Source organism: Klebsiella sp. K4 (assembly GCF_014596785.2).
Lineage (GTDB): Bacteria > Pseudomonadota > Gammaproteobacteria > Enterobacterales > Enterobacteriaceae > Klebsiella > Klebsiella pneumoniae.
This window is the reverse complement of the sequence record NZ_CP115021.1, coordinates 4,548,841-4,574,009: the sequence shown is the minus strand read 5'-3', so window position 1 is coordinate 4,574,009 and position 25,169 is coordinate 4,548,841. Positions and strand designations below refer to the sequence as shown.

Here is a 25,169-nt window from a genome sequence, read left to right as displayed (position 1 = left end):
AAAGCAGTGGAATGCGCTTTCGAGGTAAGGATGAAACGACACTATATTTTTGCCAGCCATGGCAGCTTTGCTAACGGTTTGTTGAACTCCGTGGAACTGATCCTCGGTAAACAACCCGATATACATACCTTGTGTGCCTACGTGGAAGAAGAGGCCGATCTGACGCAGCAGGTGGAAGCGCTAATGGCGCGTTTCCCGGCGCAGGATGAGCTGATCGTGATTACGGATATTTTTGCCGGTAGCGTGAATAACGAGTTTGTTCGTTTTTTATCTCGCCCACATTTCCATTTATTATCCGGTTTAAATCTGCCGTTAATTATTGACTTGCTGATTTCCGCAGCGGAAGACGATACCGAAAAATTAATTACCGAGGCATTAACAAACGCCAAAGAGAGCATTCAGTACTGCAATCAAACGATTGCCAGCGCGATGACTATGGATAAAGACTTCTGAAATGAGGAAGCATGATGATTACATTATTAAGGGTAGACCATCGATTACTTCACGGCCAGGTGGCCTTTTCCTGGACCCAATATGTCGGCGCCGATTGTATTTTAATCGCCAACGATAGCGTCCCTGGCGATGAGTTGCGGAAAACCACCATTAAGCTTGCCAAACCGCCCTCGGTGAAGCTGGTGATTAAAAATATAAATGATTCTATTGAGGCAATAAAAAGCGGGGTTACCGATAAATATAATTTATTTATTGTTGTGGAGTCGGTTAATGACGCCTGGCGTATTGCCAGCGCCATCGACGAAATAAAAAGCATAAATCTTGGCGGAATAAAGGCTAAAGAGGGCAGTAAAAATATCTCTAAGGCGATTAATTTACTGCCGACAGAAATAGAACAGCTACAACAACTGGTGGGCAAGGGCGTCGAAGTGGAGATTCGCCAGGTCCCGAACGATCGCAAACAGCTTTTTGCGGAATGCGTGTAATTCCGGAGGACAGATTATGGTAGAGGCTCTCTTACTGGGTCTGGTGGCGTTTATCGCGCAATCGGAATATGCCTTAGGGACGTCGCTAATTTCACGGCCTATCGTCACCGGGCTGTTGACCGGGCTGGTGCTGGGGGATGTACAGACCGGCGTCATTATGGGCGCGACGCTGGAGCTGGCGTTTATCGGCTCTTTCTCCGTTGGCGCCTCGATCCCGCCCGACGTCGTGACCGGCGGTATTCTCGGCGTGGCGTTCGCCATTACCTCTGGCGCAGGCACAGAAACGGCGTTGCTGCTTGGCCTGCCTATCGCCACGCTGACTTTGATCCTGAAAAACATCTATCTGGGGATGTTCATTCCAATGCTTAGCCAGAAGGCGGATGGGTATGCGGAACGGGCGGATCTCCGCGGCATTGAGCGGATGCATTTGATTGCCGGATTCGGCCTGTCGCTGATGCTTGCCGCGGTGGTCACCGTCTCATTCCTGGTGGGCAGCAACGCGGTGAAATCCCTGCTCGATACGATCCCGGAATTTATCAAACATGGGCTCAGCGTCGCCACCGGCATCATCCCGGCCCTCGGCTTCGCGATGCTCGCCAGGCTGCTGATTAACAAGAAAGTGGCGCCGTATTTTTTCCTCGGTTTTGTGCTGATGGCCTATTTGAAAATCCCGGTGACCGGTATCGCCATTCTCGGCGCTATCGTGGCGGTGGTCATGGTTAACGTCACCGCATTGAATTCACCTCGTATCACGACAGAACAAGGAGTCAGCGATGACGACGAAGATGATTTCTGAAGAGACCCTGCAGCCGCAGGCGCAGGAAGAAACCCGGATTACGCCGCGCGATTTACGCCGGGTGTTCTGGCGCTCTTTCCAGATGGAGTTCTCGTGGAACTATGAGCGGCAGATGAATCTCGCCTTTGTTTACGCGTTGATCCCGGTGCTGAAGAAGCTCTATCCGCGCAGAGAGGAGCTGGCCGCAGCGCTGAAGCGGCATCTGGTTTTTTTCAATACCACGCCGCATATCGTCACCCTGCTGCTGGGGATCACCACGGCGATGGAAGAGAAAAACAGTCAGCAGAAAAACATGGATGCCACTGCGATTGATAACGTCAAAGCCTCACTGATGGGACCGTTAGCCGGGCTAGGTGACTCTTTCTTCTGGGGGACGCTGCGCCTCATCGCCACCGGGATCGGCACCAGCCTGGCGCTGAAGGGCAACATCCTCGGGCCGATCCTGTTTCTGCTGGTGTTTAACGTGCCGCACATTCTGGTGCGCTGGTGTTTTACCCGCTGGGGCTACGTACTGGGCACCGGGGTCCTGCAGCGGATCCAGAAGAGCGGAATGATGGAGAGCCTGACCTACGGGGCGTCGATTATCGGTCTGATGGTAGTCGGGGCGATGACCGCTTCAATGATCGATATCACCATTCCTCTCTCCTTCGGCGCCGGGGAGGCCAAAACCCAGGTACAGGACATTATCAACGACATTCTGCCCTGCATGCTGCCGTTGGTGAGTTTTGGCATCGTCTACTGGCTACTGGGACGGAAAGTTAAACCGCTCTCAATTATTGGCGGCATGGCGCTGGTGGGCATTCTGGGTTCGTGGATCGGATTGTTTTAACGGGAGTGAGCTATGCGACCAACAATGATGACATATATCAGTGAAGAGCCAGCCTGCCTGGCGCAGATCCTGCGCGAGTACCGGCAAAAGCTGGCGCCGATTGAAACCTTCGCCCGCCAGCACCCGGTACGGCGGATATTATTGCTCGCGACCGGATCGTCGCTGAATGCCGCGCTGTGCGCGCGCTATTTCTTTGAGCAACGCTTCGGTGTGCTGCTTGACATTAAAGAGCCGTACAACTTCACCCATTACGACGCGATCGACCCGCATGCCGATCTGGTGGTGGCGATTTCACAGAGCGGAAAAAGCGCGTCGACGCTGGAGGCGATGCGTAAGGTACAGGCTTCCGGCAAGTCGGTTTTCGCCTTGACCTCAGATCCGCAAAGCCCGATAGGAGGCGCCAGCGATGGCGTTCTGGATATTAATACCGGGATCGAGAGCGTAGGGTTTGTGACCCGCGGCTTTAGCGCGACGGTGCTCAACCTGTTGCTGATAGCGCTGATCATTGCTCGTAAGCAGGAGAAAGCCAGCGAGGTCGAGGAGCAGCACTATCTCGCTGAATTGCAGCGGCTGGTAGCGGCGATCCCGGAGGTTATCGTCCGCACCTCGCGCTTTATTGACCGCCATAGCGAAACGCTGCGCAGCGGCGAGCGCTTTGTCGCCACCGGCTACGGCGCGCTGGTTGGCGTGGCGAAGGAGTTCGAAACCAAATTTACCGAGACGGTGCGCGTGCCTTCCAGCGGCTTTGAGCTGGAAGCCTATATGCATGGCCCCTATCTGGAAGCCAATGCCCGCCATGTGATGCTGTTTATTGAAGATACGCCGGACGCGCGAACCCGGGCGCTGCGCGACTATCTGGCGCCGTCCATTGGCCGGGCCTTTACCCTGACGCTGGGTGACGAAGAGGATGCTCAAACGCTGGCGCTAAACTGTCCGTGCGAGCATCACCTGGCGCCTCTGCTGCTGATTGTCCCAGTGCAGATGCTCGCCTGGCATACCGCAGGACTGAAAGGCATCGATCTGGCTAAACGTATTTTCGACGATTTTGACCGCGTCTTAAAAAGTAAAATCTGAATATTCAGGAGAAAACTATGTTGGGTTTTAATCAGGACGAGTACCTGACCAGTGCTCGCGAGATCATCGCTGCGCGTAAACAGGCTGAAACCGTAGCCGACGATATTTATGACAGCGGCTGTAGCGCATTATTTTTTGCTTCGGTAGGTGGTTCCCTGGCGCCGATGATGGCAATTAATGAATTTGCCAAAGAATTAACCAGCGTGCCGGTATATCTTGAACAGGCCGCGGAGTTAATCCATCGCGGACATAAAAAATTAAATAAAGATGCGGTTGTCGTTACGTTATCTAAATCCGGCGATACCAAAGAGTCGGTCGCCATTGCCGAATGGTGCAAGGCACAGGGGATCCGCGTGGTGGCTATTACTCGTCACGCCGACTCGCCATTGGCTGCCGCCGCCAGCTGGCATATTCCGATGTGCCACAAAAATGGCGTGGAATATGAATATATGCTGCTGTACTGGTTATTCTTCCGCGTCATTTTTCGTCACGGCGAGTTTGCTGATTATGCGCGATTTGCCAGCCAGCTCGAGTTACTGCCGGAAAATCTCCTGCAGGCGAAACGCCAGTTCGATCCCCGAGCGGATAGCATTGCCGCGCAATACCATGACTGCGACTATATGATGTGGATTGGCGGCGCGGAAATGTGGGGCGAGGTCTATCTGTTCTCAATGTGTATTCTCGAAGAGATGCAGTGGAAGCGGACGAAGTCGGTGAGCTCCGCTGAATTTTTCCACGGCACCCTGGAGCTGCTGGAAAAAGAGGTTCCGCTGTTTCTGGTGAAAGGCGAGGGGAGATGCCGGGCGCTGGACGAACGCGTTGAGCGTTTTGCCGAAAAAATAACTGACCATCTGGTGGTTATCGACCCGCGCGACTATCCGCTGAACGGCATTGATGACGCGTTCCGCTGGATTATGGCGCCGTGCGTGGTGTCCACCCTGCTGGTGGACCGGCTGGCGGCCCACTTTGAACACTATACCGGCCACGACCTCAATATCCGCCGTTACTACCGGCAGTTTGATTACTAAGCCGTGATGATGGCGGCCAGCCGGGCTGGCCGCCATACTATTCTCCGAGGCGCTTCCCAGAAAAATGTCGTCAAACCCAACCGGGTAAAAACCGGTGATAGAGTCCGGCTTACCTTCTCTTTCAGGCAAGCGGATGGCCATGAAAAAACGGATGACCTCGACGCCGCACGATGCGGTCTTTAAGCGATTTCTTCGTCACCCGGAGACAGCGACTGATTTCCTCACCCTCTACCTTCCGAAGCGATCCTTCAGCGGTGCGATTTCTCTACCCTGAGGCTGCAATCGGCGAGCTTTATCGATGAGGATCTGCGCGCCTGGTATTCAGATGTCCTCTGGTCGGTGCAGACCACCTGCGGCACGGGGTATGTTTACGTGGTGATAGAGCACCAGAGCTCACCGGATAGCCATATGGCCTTTCGCCTGATGCGCTATGCGATTGCCGCAATGCAGCGCCACCTGGATGCCGGGCACAAAACGCTGCCGCTGGTGGTGCCGATGCTTTTTTATCACGGTGCAACCAGTCCGTATCCTTTTTCCCTCAACTGGCTGGATGAATTTGCCGACCCGCAGCTGGCGAAGACGCTGTATGGCTGTCCGTTTCCATTGATCGACGTGACGGTGATGCCGGACGATGACATCGTGCAACATCGGCGAGTCGCCTTGCTGGAGCTGATGCAAAAACATATTCGCCAGCGCGATCTCAGCGGCATAACGGAGTCGTTGGCGGCCGTTGTGATGCTGGGATACACTAACCGTCGGCAGTTGAGAATGCTGTTTCACTATATGCTGCAGTACGGTAATACGGCCGAGCCGGGCGTGTTTCTCCGCCGGCTGGCCCGCCGTCTGCCACAGTATGAGGAGACATTGATGTCTATCGCGCAAAAGCTTAAGCAGGAAGGTCGGCAACAAGGCCGACTGGAAGGCCGGGAAGAAGGGCACCTGGAGGGCTTGCAGGAAGGCAGCCGACGCGAGGCGCTGCGCATTGCCGGCAGTATGGTTACAGAATGGCCTCGACAAAGAGATGGTACAGAAGATCACCGGACTGTCGGCTGATGAACTACAGCCGCTGTGTGGTTAACGTCCTGCCACGACAACCGCTGCCCGGCGCGAAAATTCGCCGGGCAGGATTGCGTTAGCCTTCGCTTTTCACCACTTTGATCTCCACCATGCCGATCCCCAACTGACGCGGGGAGTGGCCGAGGATATTGCCCTCGTTAGTGGTTTGCGGGTCCGGCGGGGTGATGATCAGCGTGTTGCTGCGCGTTGGGTTGTCAAAATGCAGCGTCGTGGTAGTCACGTCATTATCCAGAGTGAGCACTTGCTCACTTTCTCCAACTCGCACCGGAATCGGCTTATTGGCGTTTGGGCCATAAGCTTTGGCGGTAATCACCAGATCAAATTTCTCCGGCAGCGGCTCTTTATATTCAATCTTCACGTCGCTGCCCAACTGAGCATTGGACCACCGCCCCCACGACTCGGGACGCGAAATACCGCTGAACTGTTTAACCTCTTCCGGGGCGCCAGCGACGTTAAACACGAAGCTGTCGGCCTTATAGCGAATATCGTTGTCGACAATTTTCAGCGTATCGACGTTGCCCTTATAGCGCTCCATATCGATAAGGGTGTCCCTGAAGGCGGTCTTGCCGTGCCACTGCGGCTTATCAACGTGCTGGACCTTCTGCTCACCCCCCAGCTGTCCCTGCGAGACGCACCAGTCGGTGGAGAGCGCCAGCTCAGGCGACCACAGCTGGCCCATTTTATAGCAGCGATCGACCCACACGAAATTATCCCGTGGCGCGAAATCGGCCAGCTGGAAGCGCAGCGGCGCAGAGTATTCACTCTCCGGCAGCGGTTCTACGCGCTGGTCAGATACCCGCAGCAGCAGCGGCAGACGGAAATGGCTGCCGGAGAAAGCGATCATATTTTTCTGCGAGTCGATGGTGAAATTCTTCATTTCTTTGGGGAAATTCCACAGGCGGATCACGTCAGGCTTCCATGCCAGGACTTTCTCTTTCATATTCATGAAAATACCGGAGAGCGACTGGCCGGAGAGGCTGCTACGCCCGAGGCCGATATAGTTATCGCCGCCGAGAATATCCAGCACCGTCGCGCCGTTATCCATGGTGTTGCGTTTCACCGCCAGGGTCTCCTGCTGCGGTTTATCGCCGCGCAGGATGAAGAACAGATTGCTGCGATCGTGCTTGTTGAGATAATCCCAGGCGCTGTTCTTCATGGCCAGGTGATCGGAAGAGACCACGATGACCGTGTTTTTGAAATAGGGTGAGGCTTTAATCTTCTCTATCAGCGCGGCGATATGTTCCTGACTGCAGCTAACGGCGCTGAAAGAGAGGTTTTTCTTGCCGTCCACATCATAGCGTTTACGCTCGCAGGTGCGTGAGATAAAACCGTCGGGATGGTGGGTATCCACCGTCAGGGCGAAGAGCGAGAAGCGTTTCCCGGACTGCGACAGCTCTTCGAATTTTTTCCAGGTCTCGTCGAGCACAGTGTCGTCATAGAAGCCCCAGTCGTTGCGGTAGGTAGGATCCGCCACCGTAGCTTTTAGCTCTTCCGCCCCGTACAGATGATCGAAGCCGTGGGATTTAAGAAACACGTCTTTGCCGGCAAAGCGCAGGTTAGCCCCCTGCACAAAGTAATTCTCGTAACCGGAGTTCTTCAGAATATCGCCAAGGCAAATATTCTGTGGAAAGAAGCTGGAGACTGAGGCTGAGGCATTACCTTCGAACGGCGCGAACAGCGGAATGCCGCACTGTGAGGCGACCATGCCGGCGATAGTGTAATCGGTCCCCGGCAGCTGCATGGTATTGCTGAAATCAATGGCCTCAGCTTTAATTCTGCCAAGCTCAGGGGTGAGGTTGGGGAAGGCGTCGTTATCAAAATAGGTGCGCTCGAGACTTTCGCCATAGATATAGACCAGGTTCAGCTGCGGATTGTCGATTTGCTTCGACGGCTCTTTATAGTACGCGGCAAAGTCTGGATCGCCCTCGCGTGACTGGGATTTCACCAGCTCGCTGATCTGATGGAAGGCCGGGCTGGCATCAACGGAGGCCAGCGCCAGCAGTAGCGCCGCCAGGCTGTAACCGACGTGATGAGGATGATGCCGACGGCGGCGCAGCACCCAGCCGAGGGCGCCAAAGACGGCGACCAGTGCGACGGCCACGCCGACCCCCGGCAGTATATATTTGCCGATCCCGGCGCCGGTCAGGCTGTTGGTCAGAGTGTAGAGTACCGCGTCGTTGATGCCGTCGCCGGTGAAGTAGTCACTGGCGTAGAGGGTGATATTCAGCACCACGAACAGGCCTAACACCGTGAGCGTGGCGGCAAACCACCAGGTGTTACGACCCGCTTTCCAGGCATACAGCACCACCGAAGCTAAAAATAAGGCGATGGATAACAACTCTGACACAGCTCATCCTCATTAATGCCAGTTATCGGCTGGCAGAACAGATTACTTTTCAAGCCCCACTGTAATTGCAGCGCCATCTTGCTGCAATTCTAGCGTCATGAAAGTGTGCAGTTATTCAGAATTGGTTTAGAAGTTGCCTTTTTTGATCGGCATCGCATCGGGCGAAATGGGAAAACGGAACAGGAAAACTGCAAAAAAAAGCGTTTCAGGCCGCGGCGCCGCCGCGAAGGCAACAAATGCGGCCTTGTCAGTCAGGATCAGGAGAGGAAATTAACACCCTGTTTTAAGACCAGATCGCAGGCTTTGGTTTTTACCTGTTTCGCCAGCGAGCTATTGCCGAGCGTATTCAGGTCCAACTGCTGGCCGTTTTTGCTGTTGAGCAGCCCCTGCAGGCCATCCAGATAGCTGGTGTCCTGTTTTTGTTTTTCCGGCGTGCTAAGCCCCAGTTTATCCAGCACCTGATTTTTGACGTTATCGGCGCTGGTCACGGAGGCCAGCTTCTGTTTCGCGCAATATGACAGGATCCCGGCCGCATTATTCATGCTGCTGGCGGTCAGGGATTGGCTGCTGCCGTTAAGCAGGCTGGTTAGCGAGGAGACGGACATGCCGCCGCTGGCCTGGGCGTTACTGCCGCTGAGCTGGCTGGCAGCGCTGTTAAGGGAATCCTGCCAGGAGGCGGCGTGGGCGCCAGAGAGGGTAAACGCGCTAACGGCAAGCGCGGCAACAACGCTATTTTTAAACGATTTCATAGACGGACTCATAAGCGTGACTGAATAATCGCTTTAGTATAACGCTGTCGTCGCCCGGAAATCTCTTAATACTCCTTGCCTGTAACGCGGTGCCGGTAACTTTCCCAATTGAAGATAACCCACAGGCTGTTGCCGAGCCGCATACGGTCCATCACCCGCTCGCCGAGCAGTTTGTTCATCTCTTCCATATTGCTGTTGGTGAGCATCCCGGTAGGTCGTTTGGAGGATGAGCGCCGGTCAACTATCTGATTGATAATGACCTTTTCATAGCGAGACTCCGTCTGCATCCCAATTTCATCGATCACCAGCAGGTCGACCATGCTGAGGTCGTTAAGCAACTGTTCTTCGCTCGTTTCCCGGTTGCCGAAGGTATCTTTCATCGCCGACATAATATCGGCCACGGTGATGATTAAGACCGACTTCCCGCGCAGCAGCAGCTCGTTGCAAATGGCTGCCGCCAGGTGGTTTTTGCCAGTGCCCGGTTTACCGGAGAAGATAAAGCTGGCGATATTGCCATCGAACTCTTCCACGTACTGGCGCGCCCGGGCGAGCGCATTCATCTGCCCCTCGCACTCGACGCGATAGTTATCAAAGGAGCAGTTCTGATGCAGCGGGCGGATCCCCGAGCGGTTGAAGGTGCGCTGCATTTTCATCGCGCGATTCTCTCGCTCCAGCGCTTCGGAACGCAGCCGGCCTTGCTCTTTTTGCCAGGCCAGCAGCTCTTCGCCGGTTTTAAACGCCGGTTCAATATGTGCCGGCATCATTTTCTGCAGGCGTTTCATCAGGTCGCCAACGTTTTTCATGCTCATCCTCGGAAACCTCGCGGAATATGGCTGTCGGGTTCGCTAACACTGTTCACATCGCGCTTCGGCTGTCCGCCGTTGCTGGCGCGGCTGATTTGCACGCTACGCGCCAGCTTCTGCTGCCACTGCACGTGGTGAAAGACTTTACCTTCCGCCTGCCAGTAAGCGACGAAAGCGGCCAGCTCTTCGGGGGTAACCGGCTGGCTCAGGGCAATGCCCCACAGCGCGGCCAGGCGCTGAAAATCGGCGTCAGGCTGCCACCCGGCGTACATAGCAAATTTGCCCATCGGCACCGCAACCGGCGCCGCGGCGGGCTCCTCGAAAAACTGCGGGTCAAGCGCGATGTCGCTGCCGGGGCGCGCCAGCCTGGCTTCCAGCTCCAGCAGTTGCGCCAGCCGCGCTGGCGTCAGCGCATAGAATGCCGGCGCGTTATTAGCAAAAACGGCAACGGTGCCGTCAGTCGATTTTGCCAGCAGCGCCGCGTGCTGCTGGAGGAACTCTTCCAGGCCGCTAAAATGGGAGGTTAAAATTCGCGAAGACATAACTCTATCTCAACTCTGAACTGCAAAGAGTGGGGTGATCTGCACATAGTAGCACAGAGGCCATCGCGGAAGGAGCGTCGCGGATTAACCGCGACGTCGGGGTTAGACGCGAGGACGCTTACGATACAGCCACAGGCCGGGTATCGACAGGCCAATCGAAAGGGCGCCCACAATCGAAGAGGCCTTTAAAAAATTGCTCAGCAGCAAAATCATCATCTCTTCTGAATAACCAAAATGACTGATTTTTACCGCGGAAATCATCGCCGTGTAGGCTGAGATGCCAGGAAACATCGGGATCACGGCGGCGACGGTAAAAATCTTCGGATGCGCCAGATACCAGCGCGACCATTGAATGCCAATGCTGCCCACCAGCAGAGCGGCGAGAAAGGTGGCCCATTCAATGTTAAAACCGGCGCTCATCATGATCATACGCGAGCCATGGCCAATCGCCCCCAGCAGCGCGCACCAGCGCAGAGCGCGCTGAGGGACATTAAAGACCATCGCAAACCCGACGGCGGGGATCGCCGCCAGCAGCATGTCTTCCGCCAGCGCAAAAATAAATGAGATTATGCCCATCCGCGCAGCCCCCATACGGTCATGGCCATCACCACGCCAATGCAGGTGGCTAGGGTTAGCAGGCTGGCGATCGCCCAGCGGGCGAGTCCGGTATTGATATGCCCTTTAAACATATCGGCGACGGCATTGATTAATGGAAAACCCGGGACCAGCAGCAGGACGCTGGCGGCCATGGCAATGGTCGGCGTGCTGGCAAACGCCGGGAGGCGCAGCAGCAGCCCGGAGATGGTGGTGGCGACAAAGGCGGTGATGCAGAAGTTGATCTGCGGATGCATGGAGCGATGGGTCAGCACCTGGCGAATGTACATGGCTACCGTGCTGGCGCAGAAGCTGACCAGCGCTCCATCCCAACCGCCGTTATTCAGTTTGCAGAAACAGGCGCAGGAAAGACCCACCATCAGCACCAGCAGCCAGCGCGGATAGCGCAGGGGAACGATCTGCGCAAAACGCTTCTCGACGTCGCGATAGTCCAGCAGCTTATGCTCGGCGAGGATCACAATGTGCTGCACTTCCGTCACCACATGCATATTAATGCCGCGATCGACATTTTTGCGCGTAGAGGTAAGACATTCGCCATTTTTAATGGTGGTCAGGACGATGGCATTCGAAGAGATGGCGCTTTCAACGCTGTCCATCCCCAACGCCAGCCCGAGACGTGTTGACAGTTCCTCCACCAGCGCACTCTCGGCGCCGTGCTGTAACAGAAAAAGACCACACTGGATGCATAAACGTGTGATTGCCCGCTGCTGTGTCCGATCAACCTGCATACTTCCTCTATTGTTCACGACGCCTGGTATCTGCCGATACTTTAACCTGAAGCGCAGTGGCGGCTGAGGGGGGTGGGATCAAATAATGTGCAAAAATTCCCAGTCTGCGGGGCGGCAGAATTTGAAGCATCCCACACTTTTGCCAGTTTGGTGAAAAGTGCAATTTTTGTCGCCATTCATCCCTTCTTTTTCCCCACCGACTTATCAAAAATGCAGAAAAGCACTTTTATTAAACAAAAATTATACAAATAATTAACCCTGCAAGAGTGAGACATCCCTATGAAGACACAGGTCGCGATTATTGGCGCGGGCCCCTCCGGGCTGCTGCTGGGGCAGTTGCTGCACAACGCCGGGATCCATACCGTGATCCTTGAGCGTCAAACGCCGCAGTATGTGCTGGGGCGCATCCGCGCGGGAATTCTGGAAAGCGGCACCGTCGATCTGCTACGCGAAGCGGGCGTGGCGCAGCGGATGGATGCCGAAGGCCTGGTGCATCATGGGGTGGAGTTTCTGTTTGACGGCCAGCGGGTGCCCGTCGCACTGAGCGAGCTAACCGACGGTAAGAGCGTAATGGTTTATGGCCAGACCGAAGTCACCCGCGATCTGATGGCTGCCCGGGCCGCCAGCGGCGCGCCGATCGTCTATGGCGTGAGCGAGGTGGCTATCCATGACGCCAAAAGCGACCGGCCGACGATCACCTACCTCGGCGAAGGGGAAACCTGCCGTCTGGAGTGCGATTTTATTGCCGGTTGCGACGGTTTCCACGGCGTATCGCGGCAAAGTATTCCAGCTGGCATTTTGCAGACCTACGAGAGCGTGTGGCCGTTTGGCTGGCTAGGCCTGCTGGCGGATACGCCGCCGGTCAATCCGGAGCTTATTTATGCGCACCATCAGCGGGGGTTTGTATTGTGCAGTCAACGCTCACTGACTCGCAGCCGCTATTATCTGCAGGTTCCGCTGAGCGATAAGGTTGAAGCATGGTCGGACGAGCGCTTCTGGCAGGAGCTGAAAAGCCGCTTGCCGGAGGAGCTGGCATCCAGGTTAGTGACTGGTCACTCACTTGAGAAGAGCATTGCCCCCCTGCGTAGCTTCGTCGTGGAGCCGATGCAATATGGGCGGTTGTTCCTGGTAGGGGATGCGGCGCATATCGTTCCGCCAACCGGGGCGAAAGGATTAAATCTGGCGGCATCGGACGTGAACTATCTGTGGCGGATTCTGCGCGAATACTACCATCGTGGCCGCAGCGATCTGCTGGCGACCTACTCGCAACTGGCGCTGGATCGGGTCTGGAAAGGGGAACGCTTTAGCTGGTTTATGACCCGCTTGCTGCATGATTTTCCGGATCAGAACGCGTTCGACGCTAAAATGCAGGCCGCCGACCGCCGCTACTATCTGGGCTCGCGCGCCGGGCTGACCACCATCGCGGAAAACTACGTGGGCTTGCCCATGGAGCGTGTCGCCTGAATTAAGAGGAGTCATCATGCCGTTCGTTCAAACCGTGCCCGTATTTAAGCTGTATGGCGAAGAGTGCGGCTGGCCGACGCCGGACCTGCTGCACTGTGAGTCGATTTTACAGCGCAGCAGCCTGTATCAGTGGCATATTCGCGTCCATCAGCATGCGGAAATGGTCCAGCTTCTCTATCTGCATCAGGGGCGGGCGGAGATCGAAATTGAAGGCGCCACCGCGGTGATGACGGAGTCCTGCATCCAGGTGGTTCCCGCCCTCTGTATTCACGGGTTTAATTTTTCACCCGGGACGCAAGGGTTTGTGCTCTCTCTGGCGCTGCCGCTGCTGAGCCGGTTTGAAAATCAGTTCGGTCGCCCTCTGGATGTGCTTAGCGTGCCGCAGTGTGTGCCGGTGGGCCGTTCTCGCGGGCGCATGCATACGCTGTTTTCAGCGCTTCGCGAGGAGTACTGCGAAGAGCACGATGCGCGAGAAATGATGCTCTATTCGCTGCTGGGGACGCTGTTGGTCTGGCTGAACCGACAGTGCCATCCCGCGTCCCCCGCGGAAGATAAAGCGGAGCGGAAGCGCAGCATGATGCGCCACTTCGCCCGCCTTATCGAGAGCCACTACCGACAGCATCTCCCGTTGGCGGAGTATGCGAAGCTGATTGGACTGTCGGTTACGCACTTAAATTATTTATGTCGTGAGTTTTATGGCTGTAGCGCTCTTGGAGTATTGCACCAGCGGTTGATGCTTGAAGCGCGACGCAATCTGCAGTACACCCGCATGACGATTACACAACTCTCTGATTATTTAGGGTTTAGCGATGCAGCCTATTTTTCGCGTTTTTTCCGTCGCTATAGCGGTATGTCACCCAAATCATTTAGAGAAACAATTAAAGATAATGCTTCATAATGTTCAGTACTGAAATTATTTTTGCTAAATAATGTTTTTATCTTTTCTAATTTATTAGCGCAGGAACGTCTGTGTTAATATTAATCGCAAGTATACACGGCAATAATATTTTACACGGTATGACCACGGTTCGGTCGTTACGTATATCGTGTGCGCAGGCCATGAATATGATTTTAATATTCATCCAGGAAATGATATGGCGATAAAGTCGCTCGCCGATCGTTTGCAGGCAAGCGAAGGAACTTCGACAGGAAGCGGAGGTGTTATGTTACCAGGACAAGGTAAGTTTGGCGTCGTTATTAGTAAAATTCCCGTCATGCAATCAGGGTTAAAGGTGATCTTCAATGAGAACCTCCCTGATTACGAACTGAGTTTTTGTCGTTCTCATGATGAGCTCACCCTTTTACAACTGCGGCGGGCGGTGCTGGTTGTCGCGGATATCTCCGGCGAGATTGCGCACCCCCGAGCCGTCTGCGAGCGTTATTACTCCCTCATGACCCAGTACCGTGATATTCACTGGGTTTTTATGGTCAGCGACAGCCTCTATCCGTTGGCCGTTGAACTATTAATTCGTCCTGAAAGCTCGTTGATCTCCGAGAGCGAGCCGGTTAACCGGCTGATTGAGGTGATTTGCGCCGGTAGCCGTGCGGCTGAACAGATTAGCCGTACGCTGTTTGCCGGGGATGAGGACAGCGATTTCGCAAGCTACCACTCTGCGGCGATGCTCACTCTTTCAGAGCGTAAAGTTCTGCGCCTTCTGGCGAAGGGGTGGGGAATAAACCAGATCGCCGCGCTGTTGAAAAAGAGTAATAAGACGATCAGCGCGCAGAAAAACAGCGCAATGCGTCGCTTATCTCTACGCAGCAACGCTGAAATGTATGCCTGGATCAACAGCGCGCAGGGAATGCAAGAGCTGAATATCAATTCAGCTTACGGGGAGCAAATGGAATGGAAAAAAATAGTACAACCCGCCATGTCGCCATCGTAGAAAAATGCGTGATGACGGAAATGGCATGGCGCTATATCTTTAGTCGTGAAGATAATCGCCGTTATCATATTCATCTGTTTAAAAATGTCAGTATGCTCAGGGCGGCGGAAATACCGTTTCCCTGGTCAACCATTATTTTTTCTCTTTCGGGAAGCCGTTCTTCACGAGCCGAGAGTCTGCTCTTTGTTCATGAAATGGCGCGGTGCCGGCCGGAAGTCCAAACGATTATTCTGGCTAATAATGAAAGTGAAATGCACCTGATCGGCCATCTTATGCCGGCCTGTTTGCACGGCATACTGAATAAATCCGCGCCGCGACGCGGGCTACAGGAGCGTTTGCTGCAGCTACTGGACAATCATCATCTCAGCGGCAGCGAACAATTTTGCGACAGAGAGGCGTGCAACGATCCGCTAAGCCCGACGGAGCACGCCATCCTTCGGTATATGTCGTGGGGATATTCGCTTTCTGATATTGCGATACAGCTCAACCGGAATATTAAAACGATCCGCGCGCATAAGTTTAACGCCATGACCAAGCTCGGAGTTCGCTCAGACATTGGTTTATTAAACGCGGCGGATATCCTGTTGCATTTACCGCTCAATAGTACGACTAGCGCCGTTAAACAGGTAGCGTAATGCGGCTATAAACACACATCTACCCATGTTGCATCGGTGAGCTGCGCCATGCGTTCTGGTTCAATGCGAACCGCGCTATGGATGGCTCCCGCTGCGGGTAGTACTTCCTGATAATGTCTGAGAGAGACGTCGCAGTAGACTGCCAGCGGATTTTCCAGACCAAACGGGCAAACGCCGCCGACCGGATGACCGGTCCAGGTAACCACTTCATCGCTGCTTAGCATGCGTGCTTTCGCGCCAAAGGTCTCTTTCAGCTTTTTATTATCCAGCCGCGCATCGCCCCTGGCGACGATCAGTACAATCTTATCTTTGATCTTGAGCGACAGCGTTTTGGCAATTTGCCCCGGCTCAACGTTGTGTGCGGCAGCGGCAAGTGCGACGGTGGCGGTACTCTGATTTAACTCAATAATTTCGATATCGGGGGCGTGTTCGGCAAAAAACTGCCGTACAGACTGCAGACTCATTGGATTCTCCTGATTTAAGCCTGGTTAAATCTGTCACAAGCCTGGCGGAGTGTAAATATCAGCGCGGACAATCCAGATTCTTTCTATTTTGTCGATCTCCTTCACAATCGCCGTAACCGGTTACTGTAACCGGTTGCGGTTATCTGCATTGAGATGAATACTGGAACAGTCACTTCTCCTTTTATTTATAACAAAAGAGCCGTGTATGAATCGTTGCCTCATGAGCAGTATAGCCGGTTGCACATCCGCCAGCGGCCTGCTGCGTCAAAAAGCGGTCATCGTAACGGCAGGGTAATCGTTGTTGGGCCAGTATCAATAGCCTGTCAGGAGGGCTACTATGTCTGCTAACCATGCTGCGTTTAATTTGATATTTCGCTTTGTAGAAAATTACATAAGCCCCATAGCAGGGCGGATCTCGTCGCAGCGCCACGTCATGGCTATCCGTGACGGATTTATCTCAGCGATGCCGTTTATGATCGTCGGATCGTTCCTGTTAGTGTTTGCTTATCCACCGTTCTCACCGGATACCACCTGGGGTTTTGCCCGCGCCTGGCTGGATCTGGCGAAAGAGTTTGAGGGGCGTATTCTGACCCCCTTTGATATGACGATGGGGATCATGTCGATCTACATCTGCGCGGCAATCTCCTATAACCTCGGTAAGCATTACGAGAAATCCAATCAGCTCGATCCCTTTATGTGCGCAATGCTGTCGATCATGGCCTTTTTGCTGATTGCCGCGCCGAAAACCAATGGCACGCTGCCGGTGGATAGCCTCGGGGGGACCGGGATCTTTACCGCCATTCTGGTGGCGATCTACTGCGTGGAGATGATGCGTTTCTTGAAAGCGCACAACATTGGGATCCGCTTGCCGGACCAGGTTCCGCCGATGATCAAAAACTCGTTTGATCTGTTGATCCCGGTGCTGGTGGTCGTGCTGACGCTCTATCCGCTGAGCCTGTTTATCCAGCACCATTTTGACATGCTGATCCCGCAGGCCATTATGGCCATTTTCAAGCCGCTGGTTTCGGCAGCCGACTCTCTGCCGGCAATTCTGTTGGCGGTGCTGATCGGCCACCTGCTGTGGTTTGCCGGGATCCACGGTGCGGCGATCGTGTCCGGGATGCTGCAGATGTTCTGGCTGACTAACCTCGGTATGAACCAGCAGGCGCTGGCCCAGGGCGCGCCTCTGCCGCATATCTTTATGGAGGCGTTCTGGACCTTCTTTATCGTGGTCGGAGGTTCCGGGGCGACCATGGGACTGGTGTTCTGTTATCTGCGCAGCCGTTCAGCGCATTTGCGCTCCATTGGTCGTTTGAGCGTGGTGCCAAGCCTGTTCAATATCAACGAGCCGGTGATCTTTGGGACGCCTATCGTCATGAACCCAGTGTTCTTTATTCCGTTCCTGCTGGCGCCGATGGTGAACGCGGTGCTGGCCTGGGCGGCAATGAAGCTGGATCTGATTGGCCGCGTCATCTCCGTCGTACCATGGACGGCGCCAGCGCCAATTGGCGGCGCCTGGGCGTTGGGCTGGGATTTCCGGGCGGCGATTCTGGTCATTGTTCTGGCCTGCGTGTCGGCAATCATCTACTTCCCATTCTTTAAGGTATATGAGAAACAGCTGCTTGCTCAGGAAGCGGAAGAGGCCGAGCGGGCGGAGCAGGAGAGTCAACAGACCGCATAAATAGCAACGGGCGGTAAAGGCCGCCCGTTACTTTTCAGGTAAGTGGTAATTATTTAAGCGTACAGTCGCCGCACTGTTGGACATCCGGCAGGCGATAGCGCTGACAGCAGGTGCGTCGGACTAACTGACCTTCACGCAGCATCACCGTTCGCCACAGCGGGTTATCCTGGCCATCGGCGAGTTGTTTTTTAAAAAAACAGTGCTGACGTAGCGCGGCAAGCCGCTCATCACCCAGCAGCGCGCGCATTTCCCCAAGATACCAGTTAATCAGATAGCCGGTATTGCTCCAGATAAGTTTGCTATTGATTTCGCCCGTCGCTGCCAGCGCCTCAACAACCGGCTGCAGGGTGCGCGTTACCAGGGCATCCATTCGCGCCTGCGGTGAAAGCCTCTCGATGTCGGCATCGCTATGCACATCAATCCAGAAGCAGGCCGCCCGGCCGCTTTCATGAAACTCGACATGGAAATGTTCTGGCGCCAGGCTGAGGCCTTGCGGTTCATTGAGCAGCGCCAGCATCAGCGGCGGCACCAGCAGGCCGATATACCATTGTGCCCAGAGCGAGAGCAGAGGCTTCTGTTCCCGAGGCAGCGTCGGCTGATGACGATAGATATGATCGGACCAGGTGGCCAGCAGGGAGCGCAAGGCGATGGGTTGCGACCATTCGGCAAGCGTTAACGCGTGCCGTGGGGCGGGTTCGTCAAGTCGCAGGAAATCAAGCAGGTGTGGGCGCAGGGTGGCGATTTTTTCCCGAATACTCTCCGCCAGGGCATGCTCAGCCGTCGGCAAAGGAGCCCGCCAGATAAGTTCATCGCTGAGAGGAAGGGAACGCCAGGCCATTCGATTTCCAGATACAAATCTAAATGATAATGATTACTGATATTAGTTGCTTGCAGGCGGCATGGCAAGGCTTTTATCGGCGCCGCGATGTCGCAGCGCGCGCAGGTCAACTGGCAAGAATAATGTTGCGGCCTTTATTTTTGGCCTCATAGAGTGCGCCGTCGGCGCGCGCCAGCGCTTGTTCAATGTTGTCATTAATGAGCGGCGTCAGGCCAATACTGATGGTGACGTTGGTGGCGACGCTTTCATTAAACATATGCGGGATCTTCAGGTCATAGACCCGCTGACGTATACGTTCGGCTGTCTTCCAGGCCGTTTCTTCGCTGCTATTGGTCAGCAGCACCATAAACTCCTCTCCACCAAAGCGGGCGACAATATCGCGTGAGCGTACAGCGTTGCGAATGGCAGCTGAGACGCGAATAAGCGCCTGGTCACCCATCATATGACCATAGTGATCGTTATAGGCCTTGAAGTGATCGATATCGAGGAGCAGCACGTAGTGGTTGTCGCCGTCCAGCGCCAGCAGGGTATCGAGGCGGTTCTGCAGTCCGCGGCGATTATACAAACCGGTCAGGGGATCGAGCATACTGAGATCGTTGAGCGTATTGCGTTCATGCATCAGTTTATCCATTAAACCCTGCGTAAAGGCATCGCTGCGCTTCTGGATAATATTTTGCAGGGTAATACCGGCTATAGGCAGCATAAAGCAGTAAGTCATACGCAACCATTGTTCCCCCTCCGCCATTATCAGGCAGGCAAGGAAAGTTGGTAAAGAGTGGAGGGTAAAGGCAGTGATATTATTGGAAAAAGCGATGGTGCCGATAAACAGAATGCTTAATAGGGCGATCACCAGATAGTTAAAATGCGGCGGTGTCAATAGCATCGCTTTTGTCACTACGTGCCATGCCCATAGCATGCCAAATAACAACGAGATAGTGGGAATATTTATTTTCGATTGCGGCCATTTCCAGTGCCAGAGCAGCAGCAGCCCGCTGCAGACGACGATCAGGGCGCAGGGCAGCGTAAAACGAACTACCGTAAATAGGGGGGTGACCAGCGACAGCGAGGAAGAAATGAAATTAAGCAGTAAAAAAAGCCGTAAGGAATATTGATATTTTTGTGCGTAGTGTGCTCGCCAGGTTTGTGCAGTCATATCGGAAGAATCATTATTAGTCGTTAAATTTCAAAATGATGAAAGCCAAAAATGAAGAGTCTGATAACAATGTGCAAAAAAAGGTTATTTGCAAAATAAGCAAAATATTTAATATATATCGATAATCCGCTTAATTTATCACCTTCATGAATGTATGTCATTACCGCGAACGTAAAGAAAAAGGGGCAGAGCACGTCGCAAATGACAAATGATAAAAATTATCATATGATATTGGTTATCATTATCGTTGTGAGAGGTGAAACCATGCTGCAGCGAGCATTAGGAAGCGGCTGGGGAGTGATGATTCCCGGCGCGCTAATTGTCGCTCTCGGGTATGCCGGAGTGTCGGCTGACGTATGGCGGGTACTGGTCGCGGTGGGCATGCTGATGTCCGCGGCGATGATCTGGCATCGTCAATTGCGCCATTTTATCCTGCTGCCATCGTGTGTCGCGTTGATCGGCGGAATAATGCTGATGATTGTGGATATTAAACTGAGAGGATAATGCCGGGAGAGGGAAGAATATTGGTGCGAGGGGGGGGACTTGAACCCCCACGTCCGTAAGGACACTAACACCTGAAGCTAGCGCGTCTACCAATTCCGCCACCTTCGCACAGTATTCTTTCTTTGAGATATTGCCTCGTTGGTGCGAGGGGGGGGACTTGAACCCCCACGTCCGTAAGGACACTAACACCTGAAGCTAGCGCGTCTACCAATTCCGCCACCTTCGCCCAGTGCGAGCAATATCTTCGTGGATTATGGTGCGAGGGGGGGGACTTGAACCCCCACGTCCGTAAGGACACTAACACCTGAAGCTAGCGCGTCTACCAATTCCGCCACCTTCGCATACCATCGATACTCTGAAAGTATCGTTACCACGGAGGCGCATTCTAGTGGTTTTCGGCGACACGTCAATAGTTAATTATGCAGGTTGTATCGATTGCTGCAAAAATGGGCGGATTTGCCCGCGGGAAGCGCCAGCGGTACCAGGAGCGGGCCGCCGGCGTGAAAAGACGATTATTTTTTCGCCTGACGGGTCATGATGGTGCGATAGACCTTAAAGCGCCCGGTCTGGGCGATCACCTCATGGAAGCCGAACGTCTCATCCAGCACCTGCGGATACGGCAGGAAGGCGTTGGCGACAATGCGCAGCTCGCCGCCGCTGTTCAGATGGCGAACCGCGCCGCGGATCAGCGCCTGGGCGGCTTCGAGACTGGTCTGCAGGCCGTCATGGAATGGCGGGTTGGAGATGATCATGTCGAAGCGACCATTGACCTCGGAGAAGACGTTGCTGGCAAACACATCGCCAGCCAGGCCGTTGGCGGCAAGCGTCGCGCGGCTGGCTTCAACCGCCGGGGCGCTGACGTCGCACAGGGTGAGGCGCACTTTCGGCGAATGGCTGGCCAGCGCGGCGGCCAGCACGCCCGCGCCGCAGCCGACGTCGAGCACTTTCCCTTTGGTATGCGGCTCGAGGGTGGAGAGCAGCAGCTGGCTGCCGACGTCCAGACCGTCGCGGCTGAAGACGCCCGGCAGGGTTTTAATCGTCAGATTATCCAGTGTGTATTCGCCCCAGAATGCGTCGGCGTCGAAGGTCGGCTGCTTTTCCAGACGGCCATGATAGAGGCCACAGCGGCGGGCGCTATCCACTTTGTTTAATGGCGCGTATTCAGCCAGCATCTGCTCCGCGCTGCGGACGCCGCTGCGGTTTTCACCGACGACGAAAATGTCGCTTCCCACCGGCAGCAGAGAGAGCAGGTTCATCAGCTGGAACTGCGCCTCTGGTTTGTTCTTTGGCCAGTAGTAGATCAGGGTGTCGCATTCGGCGACGTCAGCGGCCTCAGCCACTAAGCTAAAACGGACGGTGTCACCCATCTGGCGGTTGAGGACCTGCCAGTGGTGGAACTGTTGGGTGTGGGCGCGGCTGGCCGCGGTATCCAGACGCGCAGGCAGGTCATCCTGCAGGTCACCGGCAAACAGAACGCGGGCGGACTCGAAATCATCACTGTGGCGCAGCAAGACTTCACTTGCCGGGGTAAAAGCGGACATGAAACACTCCTTCATTAAGACTGGCGCCGATTATAGTAGTTTGTTGGCGCAGATACGACGGATTTGCTATATTGCGCGCTTGTTTAACAGGAGTGTTTCGCTATGACATCCCGACGAGACTGGCAATTACAGCAGCTGGGCATTACCCAGTGGTCGCTGCGCCGACCGGGGGCGTTGCAGGGCGAAATCGCTATCTCGCTTCCTGAACATATTCGTCTGGTGATGGTGGCGGAAACCCCGCCGTCGCTGACAGAGCCGCTGATTGGCGACATATTACGCGCGCTGGCCGTGACGCCAGATCAGGTCCTGCAGCTGACTCCGGAGCGGGTGGCGATGCTGCCGCAGGACAGCCGCTGCAACAGCTGGCGGTTGGGCACAGAGGCGTCGCTGCCGCTGGCGGGCGCCCAGGTGTCCACCCCCGCTTTTGATGAACTCCAGACCAGCGCGCCGGCTCGCAGGGCGCTCTGGCAACAAATCTGCGCACATGAACACGATTTCTACCCTCAGCACGGCTGATTTAACCAAAGCCTGGCACATCGAAAAACGCGCCCACGCTTTCCCGTGGAGCGAACAGACTCTGGCCAGTAACCAGGGGGAGCGCTATCGCAACTATCAGCTGTCGGTAGATGGCGAAATGGCGGCTTTCGCCATTACGCAAGTGGTACTGGATGAGGCGACGCTGTTCAATATCGCCGTCGATCCCGCGTACCAGCGCCGCGGCCTGGGGCGAGCGCTGCTGGAGCATGTCATTGATGAAGTCGAAAAACTCGGCGTCGTCACGCTGTGGCTGGAGGTGCGAGCATCCAACGTTGCCGCCATCGCGCTGTATGAGAGCGTAGGTTTCAATGAGGCAACCATCCGCCGCAACTACTATCCTACGGCTGACGGACGCGAAGACGCCATTATTATGGCTCTGCCAATCAGTATGTAACACAAGGTGATACGATGAAATGGGACTGGATTTTCTTTGATGCCGATGAAACGCTGTTTACGTTTGATTCTTTCAGCGGCTTGCAGCGGATGTTTCTCGACTACAGCGTGACCTTTACCGCCGAAGATTTTCAGGACTATCAGGCCGTGAACAAGCCGCTATGGGTGGATTACCAAAACGGCGCCATCACCTCGCTGCAGCTGCAGCACCAGCGTTTTGACAGCTGGGCGGAACGTTTGAATGTGCCGCCCGGGGAACTCAACGACGCGTTTATGAATGCGATGGCGGAAATCTGTGCCCCGTTGCCGGGCGCGGTCTCGCTGCTCAACGCGCTGCAGGGCAAGGTCAGAATGGGCATCATCACCAACGGCTTTACCTCGCTGCAGCAGACTCGTCTGGAGCGGACAGGTTTACGCGATCACTTTGATTTGCTGATTATTTCTGAACAGGTGGGTGTCGCCAAGCCGGACGCGCGTATTTTCGATTATGCGCTGGCGCAGGCGGGTAACCCACCGCGCTCGCGGGTGCTGATGGTCGGCGATACCGCCGAGTCGGATATTCGCGGCGGCGTGAACGCCGGACTGGCGACCTGCTGGCTCAATGCGCATCAGCGCGAGCTGCCGGCGGACCTCGAGCCGGACTGGACGGTGACCTCGTTAAGCGAACTGGAGCAGCTCCTGTGTAAACACTGATTGCCTCCCCCCCGTTGATGGGTAAAATAGCCGCAATTTTTCGTATTCCACATGCGTGGCCCATGGCCGCGTTTACTTAGAAGATTAATTATGACGTTGTCTCCTTATCTGCAAGAGGTGGCCAAACGCCGCACTTTTGCCATTATTTCTCACCCGGATGCCGGTAAGACCACCATCACCGAAAAGGTGCTGCTGTTCGGACAGGCGATTCAGACCGCCGGTACAGTAAAAGGTCGTGGTTCCAGCCAGCACGCGAAATCCGACTGGATGGAGATGGAAAAGCAGCGTGGTATCTCGATCACCACCTCGGTAATGCAGTTCCCGTATCATGACTGCCTGGTGAACCTGCTGGATACCCCGGGGCACGAAGACTTCTCCGAAGATACCTACCGTACCCTGACGGCGGTGGACTGCTGCCTGATGGTGATTGACGCGGCAAAAGGCGTCGAAGATCGGACCCGTAAGCTGATGGAAGTCACCCGTCTGCGCGATACGCCGATCCTCACCTTTATGAACAAACTCGACCGTGATATCCGCGATCCGATGGAGCTGCTGGATGAAGTCGAGAACGAGCTGAAAATCGGCTGCGCGCCGATTACCTGGCCTATCGGCTGCGGCAAGCTGTTCAAAGGCGTTTATCATCTCTACAAAGACGAAACCTACCTGTATCAGACCGGTAAAGGCCACACCATCCAGGAAGTGCGTATCGTGAAGGGGCTCAACAACCCGGATCTCGACGCGGCGGTGGGGGAAGACCTGGCGCAGCAGCTGCGTGACGAGCTGGAGCTGGTGCAGGGGGCGTCGAATGAGTTCGACAAAGATCTGTTCCTGGCCGGGGAAATCACCCCGGTCTTCTTCGGAACCGCGTTAGGTAACTTCGGCGTTGACCATATGCTGGATGGCCTGGTGGAGTGGGCCCCGGCGCCGATGCCGCGCAACACCGACACGCGTGAAGTCACCGCCACGGAAGAGAAATTCACCGGCTTCGTGTTTAAAATTCAGGCCAACATGGATCCGAAACACCGCGACCGCGTGGCTTTCATGCGGGTGGTGTCCGGCAAATATGAAAAAGGCATGAAGCTGCGTCAGGTGCGTATCGGCAAGGACGTAGTGATTTCCGACGCGCTGACCTTTATGGCGGGCGATCGCTCGCACGTTGAAGAAGCGTACCCAGGCGATATCATCGGCCTGCATAACCACGGCACCATTCAGATTGGCGATACCTTTACCCAGGGCGAGATGATGAAGTTCACCGGTATTCCGAACTTCGCGCCGGAACTGTTCCGTCGTATTCGCCTGAAGGATCCGCTGAAGCAGAAACAGCTGCTGAAAGGGCTGGTTCAGCTCTCTGAAGAGGGCGCGGTCCAGGTCTTCCGCCCGATCGCTAATAACGATCTGATTGTTGGCGCCGTCGGCGTGCTGCAGTTTGACGTGGTGGTAGCGCGTCTGAAAAGCGAATACAACGTGGAAGCGATTTACGAATCGGTCAACGTGGCCACCGCGCGCTGGGTTGAATCTACTGACGTGAAGAAGTTCGAAGAGTTCAAGCGGAAAAATGAAGTTCAGCTGGCGCTGGATGGCGGCGATAACCTGACCTACATCGCCCCGACAATGGTCAACCTGAACCTGACGCAGGAGCGTTACCCTGACGTGGTGTTCCGCAAAACGCGCGAGCACTAATCCCTGACGAAGCGCGGCGCAGGCCGCGCTTTTTTCTGGTTACGCCCCCGTTCCCTTCCTTCTGGAAAGTTCTTAAAACACCGCTAATTCGTCTGTTTTTTATCCATATCCTCCGCAACCCCTTCGTCTGTCTACTATATTTAATTCGTGTTTTTAAAAATGCTGGCGTAATTC

27 protein-coding genes, 3 tRNA genes and 1 pseudogene are annotated in these 25,169 nt (G+C 54.9%); 17 read left to right on the top strand and 14 right to left on the bottom strand.

The window, feature by feature from the left end; all coding sequences use genetic code 11:
- Positions 1-30 precede the first annotated feature (30 nt).
- The 7 genes and pseudogenes from IB144_RS22590 to IB144_RS22560 all read left to right on the top strand — a co-directional run bounded on the left by IB144_RS22590 (position 31) and on the right by IB144_RS22560 (position 5,743).
- Positions 31-453 (top strand): PTS sugar transporter subunit IIA, encoded by a 423-nt coding sequence (locus tag IB144_RS22590; protein WP_004888687.1) that lies wholly within the window; start codon positions 31-33, stop codon positions 451-453.
- A gap of 14 nt (positions 454-467) precedes the next feature.
- Positions 468-938 (top strand): PTS sugar transporter subunit IIB, encoded by a 471-nt coding sequence (locus tag IB144_RS22585; RefSeq protein WP_002887607.1) that lies wholly within the window; start codon positions 468-470, stop codon positions 936-938.
- A gap of 16 nt (positions 939-954) precedes the next feature.
- Positions 955-1,734 carry a PTS mannose/fructose/sorbose/N-acetylgalactosamine transporter subunit IIC gene (locus IB144_RS22580; RefSeq protein ID WP_002887608.1) on the top strand — a complete coding sequence of 260 codons (780 nt, stop codon included), beginning with the start codon at positions 955-957 and terminating at the stop codon, positions 1,732-1,734.
- Positions 1,712-2,563, top strand: a complete 852-nt coding sequence (locus IB144_RS22575) for a PTS system mannose/fructose/sorbose family transporter subunit IID (protein ID WP_004146068.1) — start codon at positions 1,712-1,714, stop codon at positions 2,561-2,563. Before IB144_RS22580 ends, IB144_RS22575 begins: the two co-directional genes overlap by 23 nt.
- A gap of 12 nt (positions 2,564-2,575) precedes the next feature.
- Entirely contained in the window at positions 2,576-3,637 is a 1,062-nt protein-coding gene (locus IB144_RS22570; RefSeq protein WP_004177511.1) for an SIS domain-containing protein, read from the top strand.
- 17 nt (positions 3,638-3,654) lie between these two features.
- Positions 3,655-4,665 (top strand): SIS domain-containing protein, encoded by a 1,011-nt coding sequence (locus IB144_RS22565; RefSeq protein ID WP_004146946.1) that lies wholly within the window; start codon positions 3,655-3,657, stop codon positions 4,663-4,665.
- Between the two features lie 133 nt (positions 4,666-4,798).
- A pseudogene (locus IB144_RS22560) lies at positions 4,799-5,743 on the top strand (Rpn family recombination-promoting nuclease/putative transposase).
- Positions 5,744-5,797: 54 nt separating this feature from the next.
- On the opposite strand, the gene opgB reads toward IB144_RS22560, so the two are convergent.
- The 6 genes from opgB to IB144_RS22530 all read right to left on the bottom strand — a co-directional run bounded on the left by opgB (position 5,798) and on the right by IB144_RS22530 (position 11,526).
- The gene (gene opgB, locus IB144_RS22555; protein ID WP_040215393.1) at positions 5,798-8,089 is read right to left on the bottom strand and encodes a phosphatidylglycerol--membrane-oligosaccharide glycerophosphotransferase; all 2,292 of its coding nucleotides are present in this window, start codon (positions 8,087-8,089) and stop codon (positions 5,798-5,800) included.
- A 257-nt stretch (positions 8,090-8,346) separates the two neighbouring features.
- Entirely contained in the window at positions 8,347-8,838 is a 492-nt protein-coding gene (locus IB144_RS22550) for a DUF2501 domain-containing protein (protein ID WP_004177504.1), read from the bottom strand.
- Between the two features lie 65 nt (positions 8,839-8,903).
- A complete protein-coding gene (gene dnaC / locus IB144_RS22545; RefSeq protein ID WP_002887623.1) occupies positions 8,904-9,641 on the bottom strand; it encodes a DNA replication protein DnaC in 738 nt (245 codons plus the stop codon).
- A 2-nt stretch (positions 9,642-9,643) separates the two neighbouring features.
- Positions 9,644-10,183, bottom strand: a complete 540-nt coding sequence (dnaT, locus tag IB144_RS22540; protein WP_002887624.1) for a primosomal protein DnaT — start codon at positions 10,181-10,183, stop codon at positions 9,644-9,646.
- Positions 10,184-10,285: 102 nt separating this feature from the next.
- Complete coding sequence (locus IB144_RS22535) at positions 10,286-10,759, bottom strand: threonine/serine exporter (RefSeq protein ID WP_002887631.1); 474 nt, start codon at positions 10,757-10,759, stop codon at positions 10,286-10,288.
- Entirely contained in the window at positions 10,750-11,526 is a 777-nt protein-coding gene (locus IB144_RS22530) for a threonine/serine exporter ThrE family protein (protein ID WP_004146059.1), read from the bottom strand. The genes IB144_RS22535 and IB144_RS22530 overlap by 10 nt, the downstream gene beginning before the upstream one ends.
- A gap of 279 nt (positions 11,527-11,805) precedes the next feature.
- Between IB144_RS22530 and pobA the strand changes: the two genes are divergently transcribed.
- The 4 genes from pobA (at position 11,806) to bglJ (ending at position 15,511) form a co-directional block, all read left to right on the top strand.
- Positions 11,806-12,990, top strand: a complete 1,185-nt coding sequence (gene pobA, locus IB144_RS22525) for a 4-hydroxybenzoate 3-monooxygenase (RefSeq protein WP_040215392.1) — start codon at positions 11,806-11,808, stop codon at positions 12,988-12,990.
- Between the two features lie 16 nt (positions 12,991-13,006).
- A complete protein-coding gene (locus IB144_RS22520) occupies positions 13,007-13,888 on the top strand; it encodes a helix-turn-helix domain-containing protein (RefSeq protein WP_065888557.1) in 882 nt (293 codons plus the stop codon).
- A 265-nt stretch (positions 13,889-14,153) separates the two neighbouring features.
- Positions 14,154-14,876, top strand: a complete 723-nt coding sequence (locus IB144_RS22515; protein ID WP_002887645.1) for a LuxR C-terminal-related transcriptional regulator — start codon at positions 14,154-14,156, stop codon at positions 14,874-14,876.
- Positions 14,837-15,511: a DNA-binding transcriptional activator BglJ gene (gene bglJ, locus IB144_RS22510; RefSeq protein ID WP_002887647.1), complete on the top strand. Its 675-nt coding sequence runs from the start codon at positions 14,837-14,839 to the stop codon at positions 15,509-15,511. Before IB144_RS22515 ends, bglJ begins: the two co-directional genes overlap by 40 nt.
- Positions 15,512-15,516: 5 nt before the next feature.
- On the opposite strand, the gene IB144_RS22505 is transcribed toward bglJ, so the two are convergent.
- The gene (locus tag IB144_RS22505; RefSeq protein ID WP_004151383.1) at positions 15,517-15,975 is read right to left on the bottom strand and encodes a YbaK/EbsC family protein; all 459 of its coding nucleotides are present in this window, start codon (positions 15,973-15,975) and stop codon (positions 15,517-15,519) included.
- A 337-nt stretch (positions 15,976-16,312) separates the two neighbouring features.
- Here IB144_RS22505 and IB144_RS22500 point away from each other — a divergent pair, with 337 nt between their 5' ends.
- Complete coding sequence (locus tag IB144_RS22500; protein WP_002887650.1) at positions 16,313-17,656, top strand: PTS cellobiose transporter subunit IIC; 1,344 nt, start codon at positions 16,313-16,315, stop codon at positions 17,654-17,656.
- Positions 17,657-17,705: 49 nt separating this feature from the next.
- Here IB144_RS22500 and fhuF read toward each other — a convergent pair whose 3' ends face one another.
- The 3 genes from fhuF to IB144_RS22485 form a co-directional block, all read right to left on the bottom strand.
- Positions 17,706-18,494: a siderophore-iron reductase FhuF gene (gene fhuF, locus IB144_RS22495; RefSeq protein ID WP_004222513.1), complete on the bottom strand. Its 789-nt coding sequence runs from the start codon at positions 18,492-18,494 to the stop codon at positions 17,706-17,708.
- A gap of 106 nt (positions 18,495-18,600) precedes the next feature.
- Positions 18,601-19,647: a GGDEF domain-containing protein gene (locus IB144_RS22490; protein WP_002887653.1), complete on the bottom strand. Its 1,047-nt coding sequence runs from the start codon at positions 19,645-19,647 to the stop codon at positions 18,601-18,603.
- A gap of 23 nt (positions 19,648-19,670) precedes the next feature.
- Positions 19,671-19,841 (bottom strand): hypothetical protein, encoded by a 171-nt coding sequence (locus IB144_RS22485; protein ID WP_004221147.1) that lies wholly within the window; start codon positions 19,839-19,841, stop codon positions 19,671-19,673.
- Between the two features lie 70 nt (positions 19,842-19,911).
- Here IB144_RS22485 and IB144_RS22480 point away from each other — a divergent pair, with 70 nt between their 5' ends.
- Positions 19,912-20,151 (top strand): DUF1435 domain-containing protein, encoded by a 240-nt coding sequence (locus IB144_RS22480; RefSeq protein WP_002887654.1) that lies wholly within the window; start codon positions 19,912-19,914, stop codon positions 20,149-20,151.
- A gap of 21 nt (positions 20,152-20,172) precedes the next feature.
- Here the strand turns inward: IB144_RS22480 and IB144_RS22475 are convergent.
- The 4 genes from IB144_RS22475 to rsmC all read right to left on the bottom strand — a co-directional run bounded on the left by IB144_RS22475 (position 20,173) and on the right by rsmC (position 21,692).
- Positions 20,173-20,259: transfer RNA gene (locus IB144_RS22475), tRNA-Leu, on the bottom strand.
- 31 nt (positions 20,260-20,290) lie between these two features.
- Positions 20,291-20,377, bottom strand: a tRNA-Leu gene (locus IB144_RS22470).
- Positions 20,378-20,405: 28 nt separating this feature from the next.
- Positions 20,406-20,492, bottom strand: a tRNA-Leu gene (locus tag IB144_RS22465).
- A gap of 171 nt (positions 20,493-20,663) precedes the next feature.
- On the bottom strand, positions 20,664-21,692 hold the full coding sequence (rsmC, locus tag IB144_RS22460) for a 16S rRNA (guanine(1207)-N(2))-methyltransferase RsmC (RefSeq protein WP_004177499.1): 1,029 nt from the start codon (positions 21,690-21,692) through the stop codon (positions 20,664-20,666).
- A 102-nt stretch (positions 21,693-21,794) separates the two neighbouring features.
- Here rsmC and IB144_RS22455 point away from each other — a divergent pair, with 102 nt between their 5' ends.
- The 4 genes from IB144_RS22455 (at position 21,795) to prfC (ending at position 24,995) form a co-directional block, all read left to right on the top strand.
- Positions 21,795-22,208: a DNA polymerase III subunit psi gene (locus IB144_RS22455; protein ID WP_004146046.1), complete on the top strand. Its 414-nt coding sequence runs from the start codon at positions 21,795-21,797 to the stop codon at positions 22,206-22,208.
- Positions 22,177-22,623 carry a ribosomal protein S18-alanine N-acetyltransferase gene (gene rimI, locus IB144_RS22450; RefSeq protein ID WP_002887706.1) on the top strand — a complete coding sequence of 149 codons (447 nt, stop codon included), beginning with the start codon at positions 22,177-22,179 and terminating at the stop codon, positions 22,621-22,623. The genes IB144_RS22455 and rimI overlap by 32 nt, the downstream gene beginning before the upstream one ends.
- 14 nt (positions 22,624-22,637) lie before the next feature.
- Positions 22,638-23,315, top strand: a complete 678-nt coding sequence (gene yjjG / locus IB144_RS22445; protein WP_004146044.1) for a pyrimidine 5'-nucleotidase — start codon at positions 22,638-22,640, stop codon at positions 23,313-23,315.
- Positions 23,316-23,405: 90 nt separating this feature from the next.
- Positions 23,406-24,995, top strand: a complete 1,590-nt coding sequence (gene prfC / locus IB144_RS22440; RefSeq protein ID WP_002887711.1) for a peptide chain release factor 3 — start codon at positions 23,406-23,408, stop codon at positions 24,993-24,995.
- The last annotated feature ends 174 nt before the right edge of the window (positions 24,996-25,169 follow it).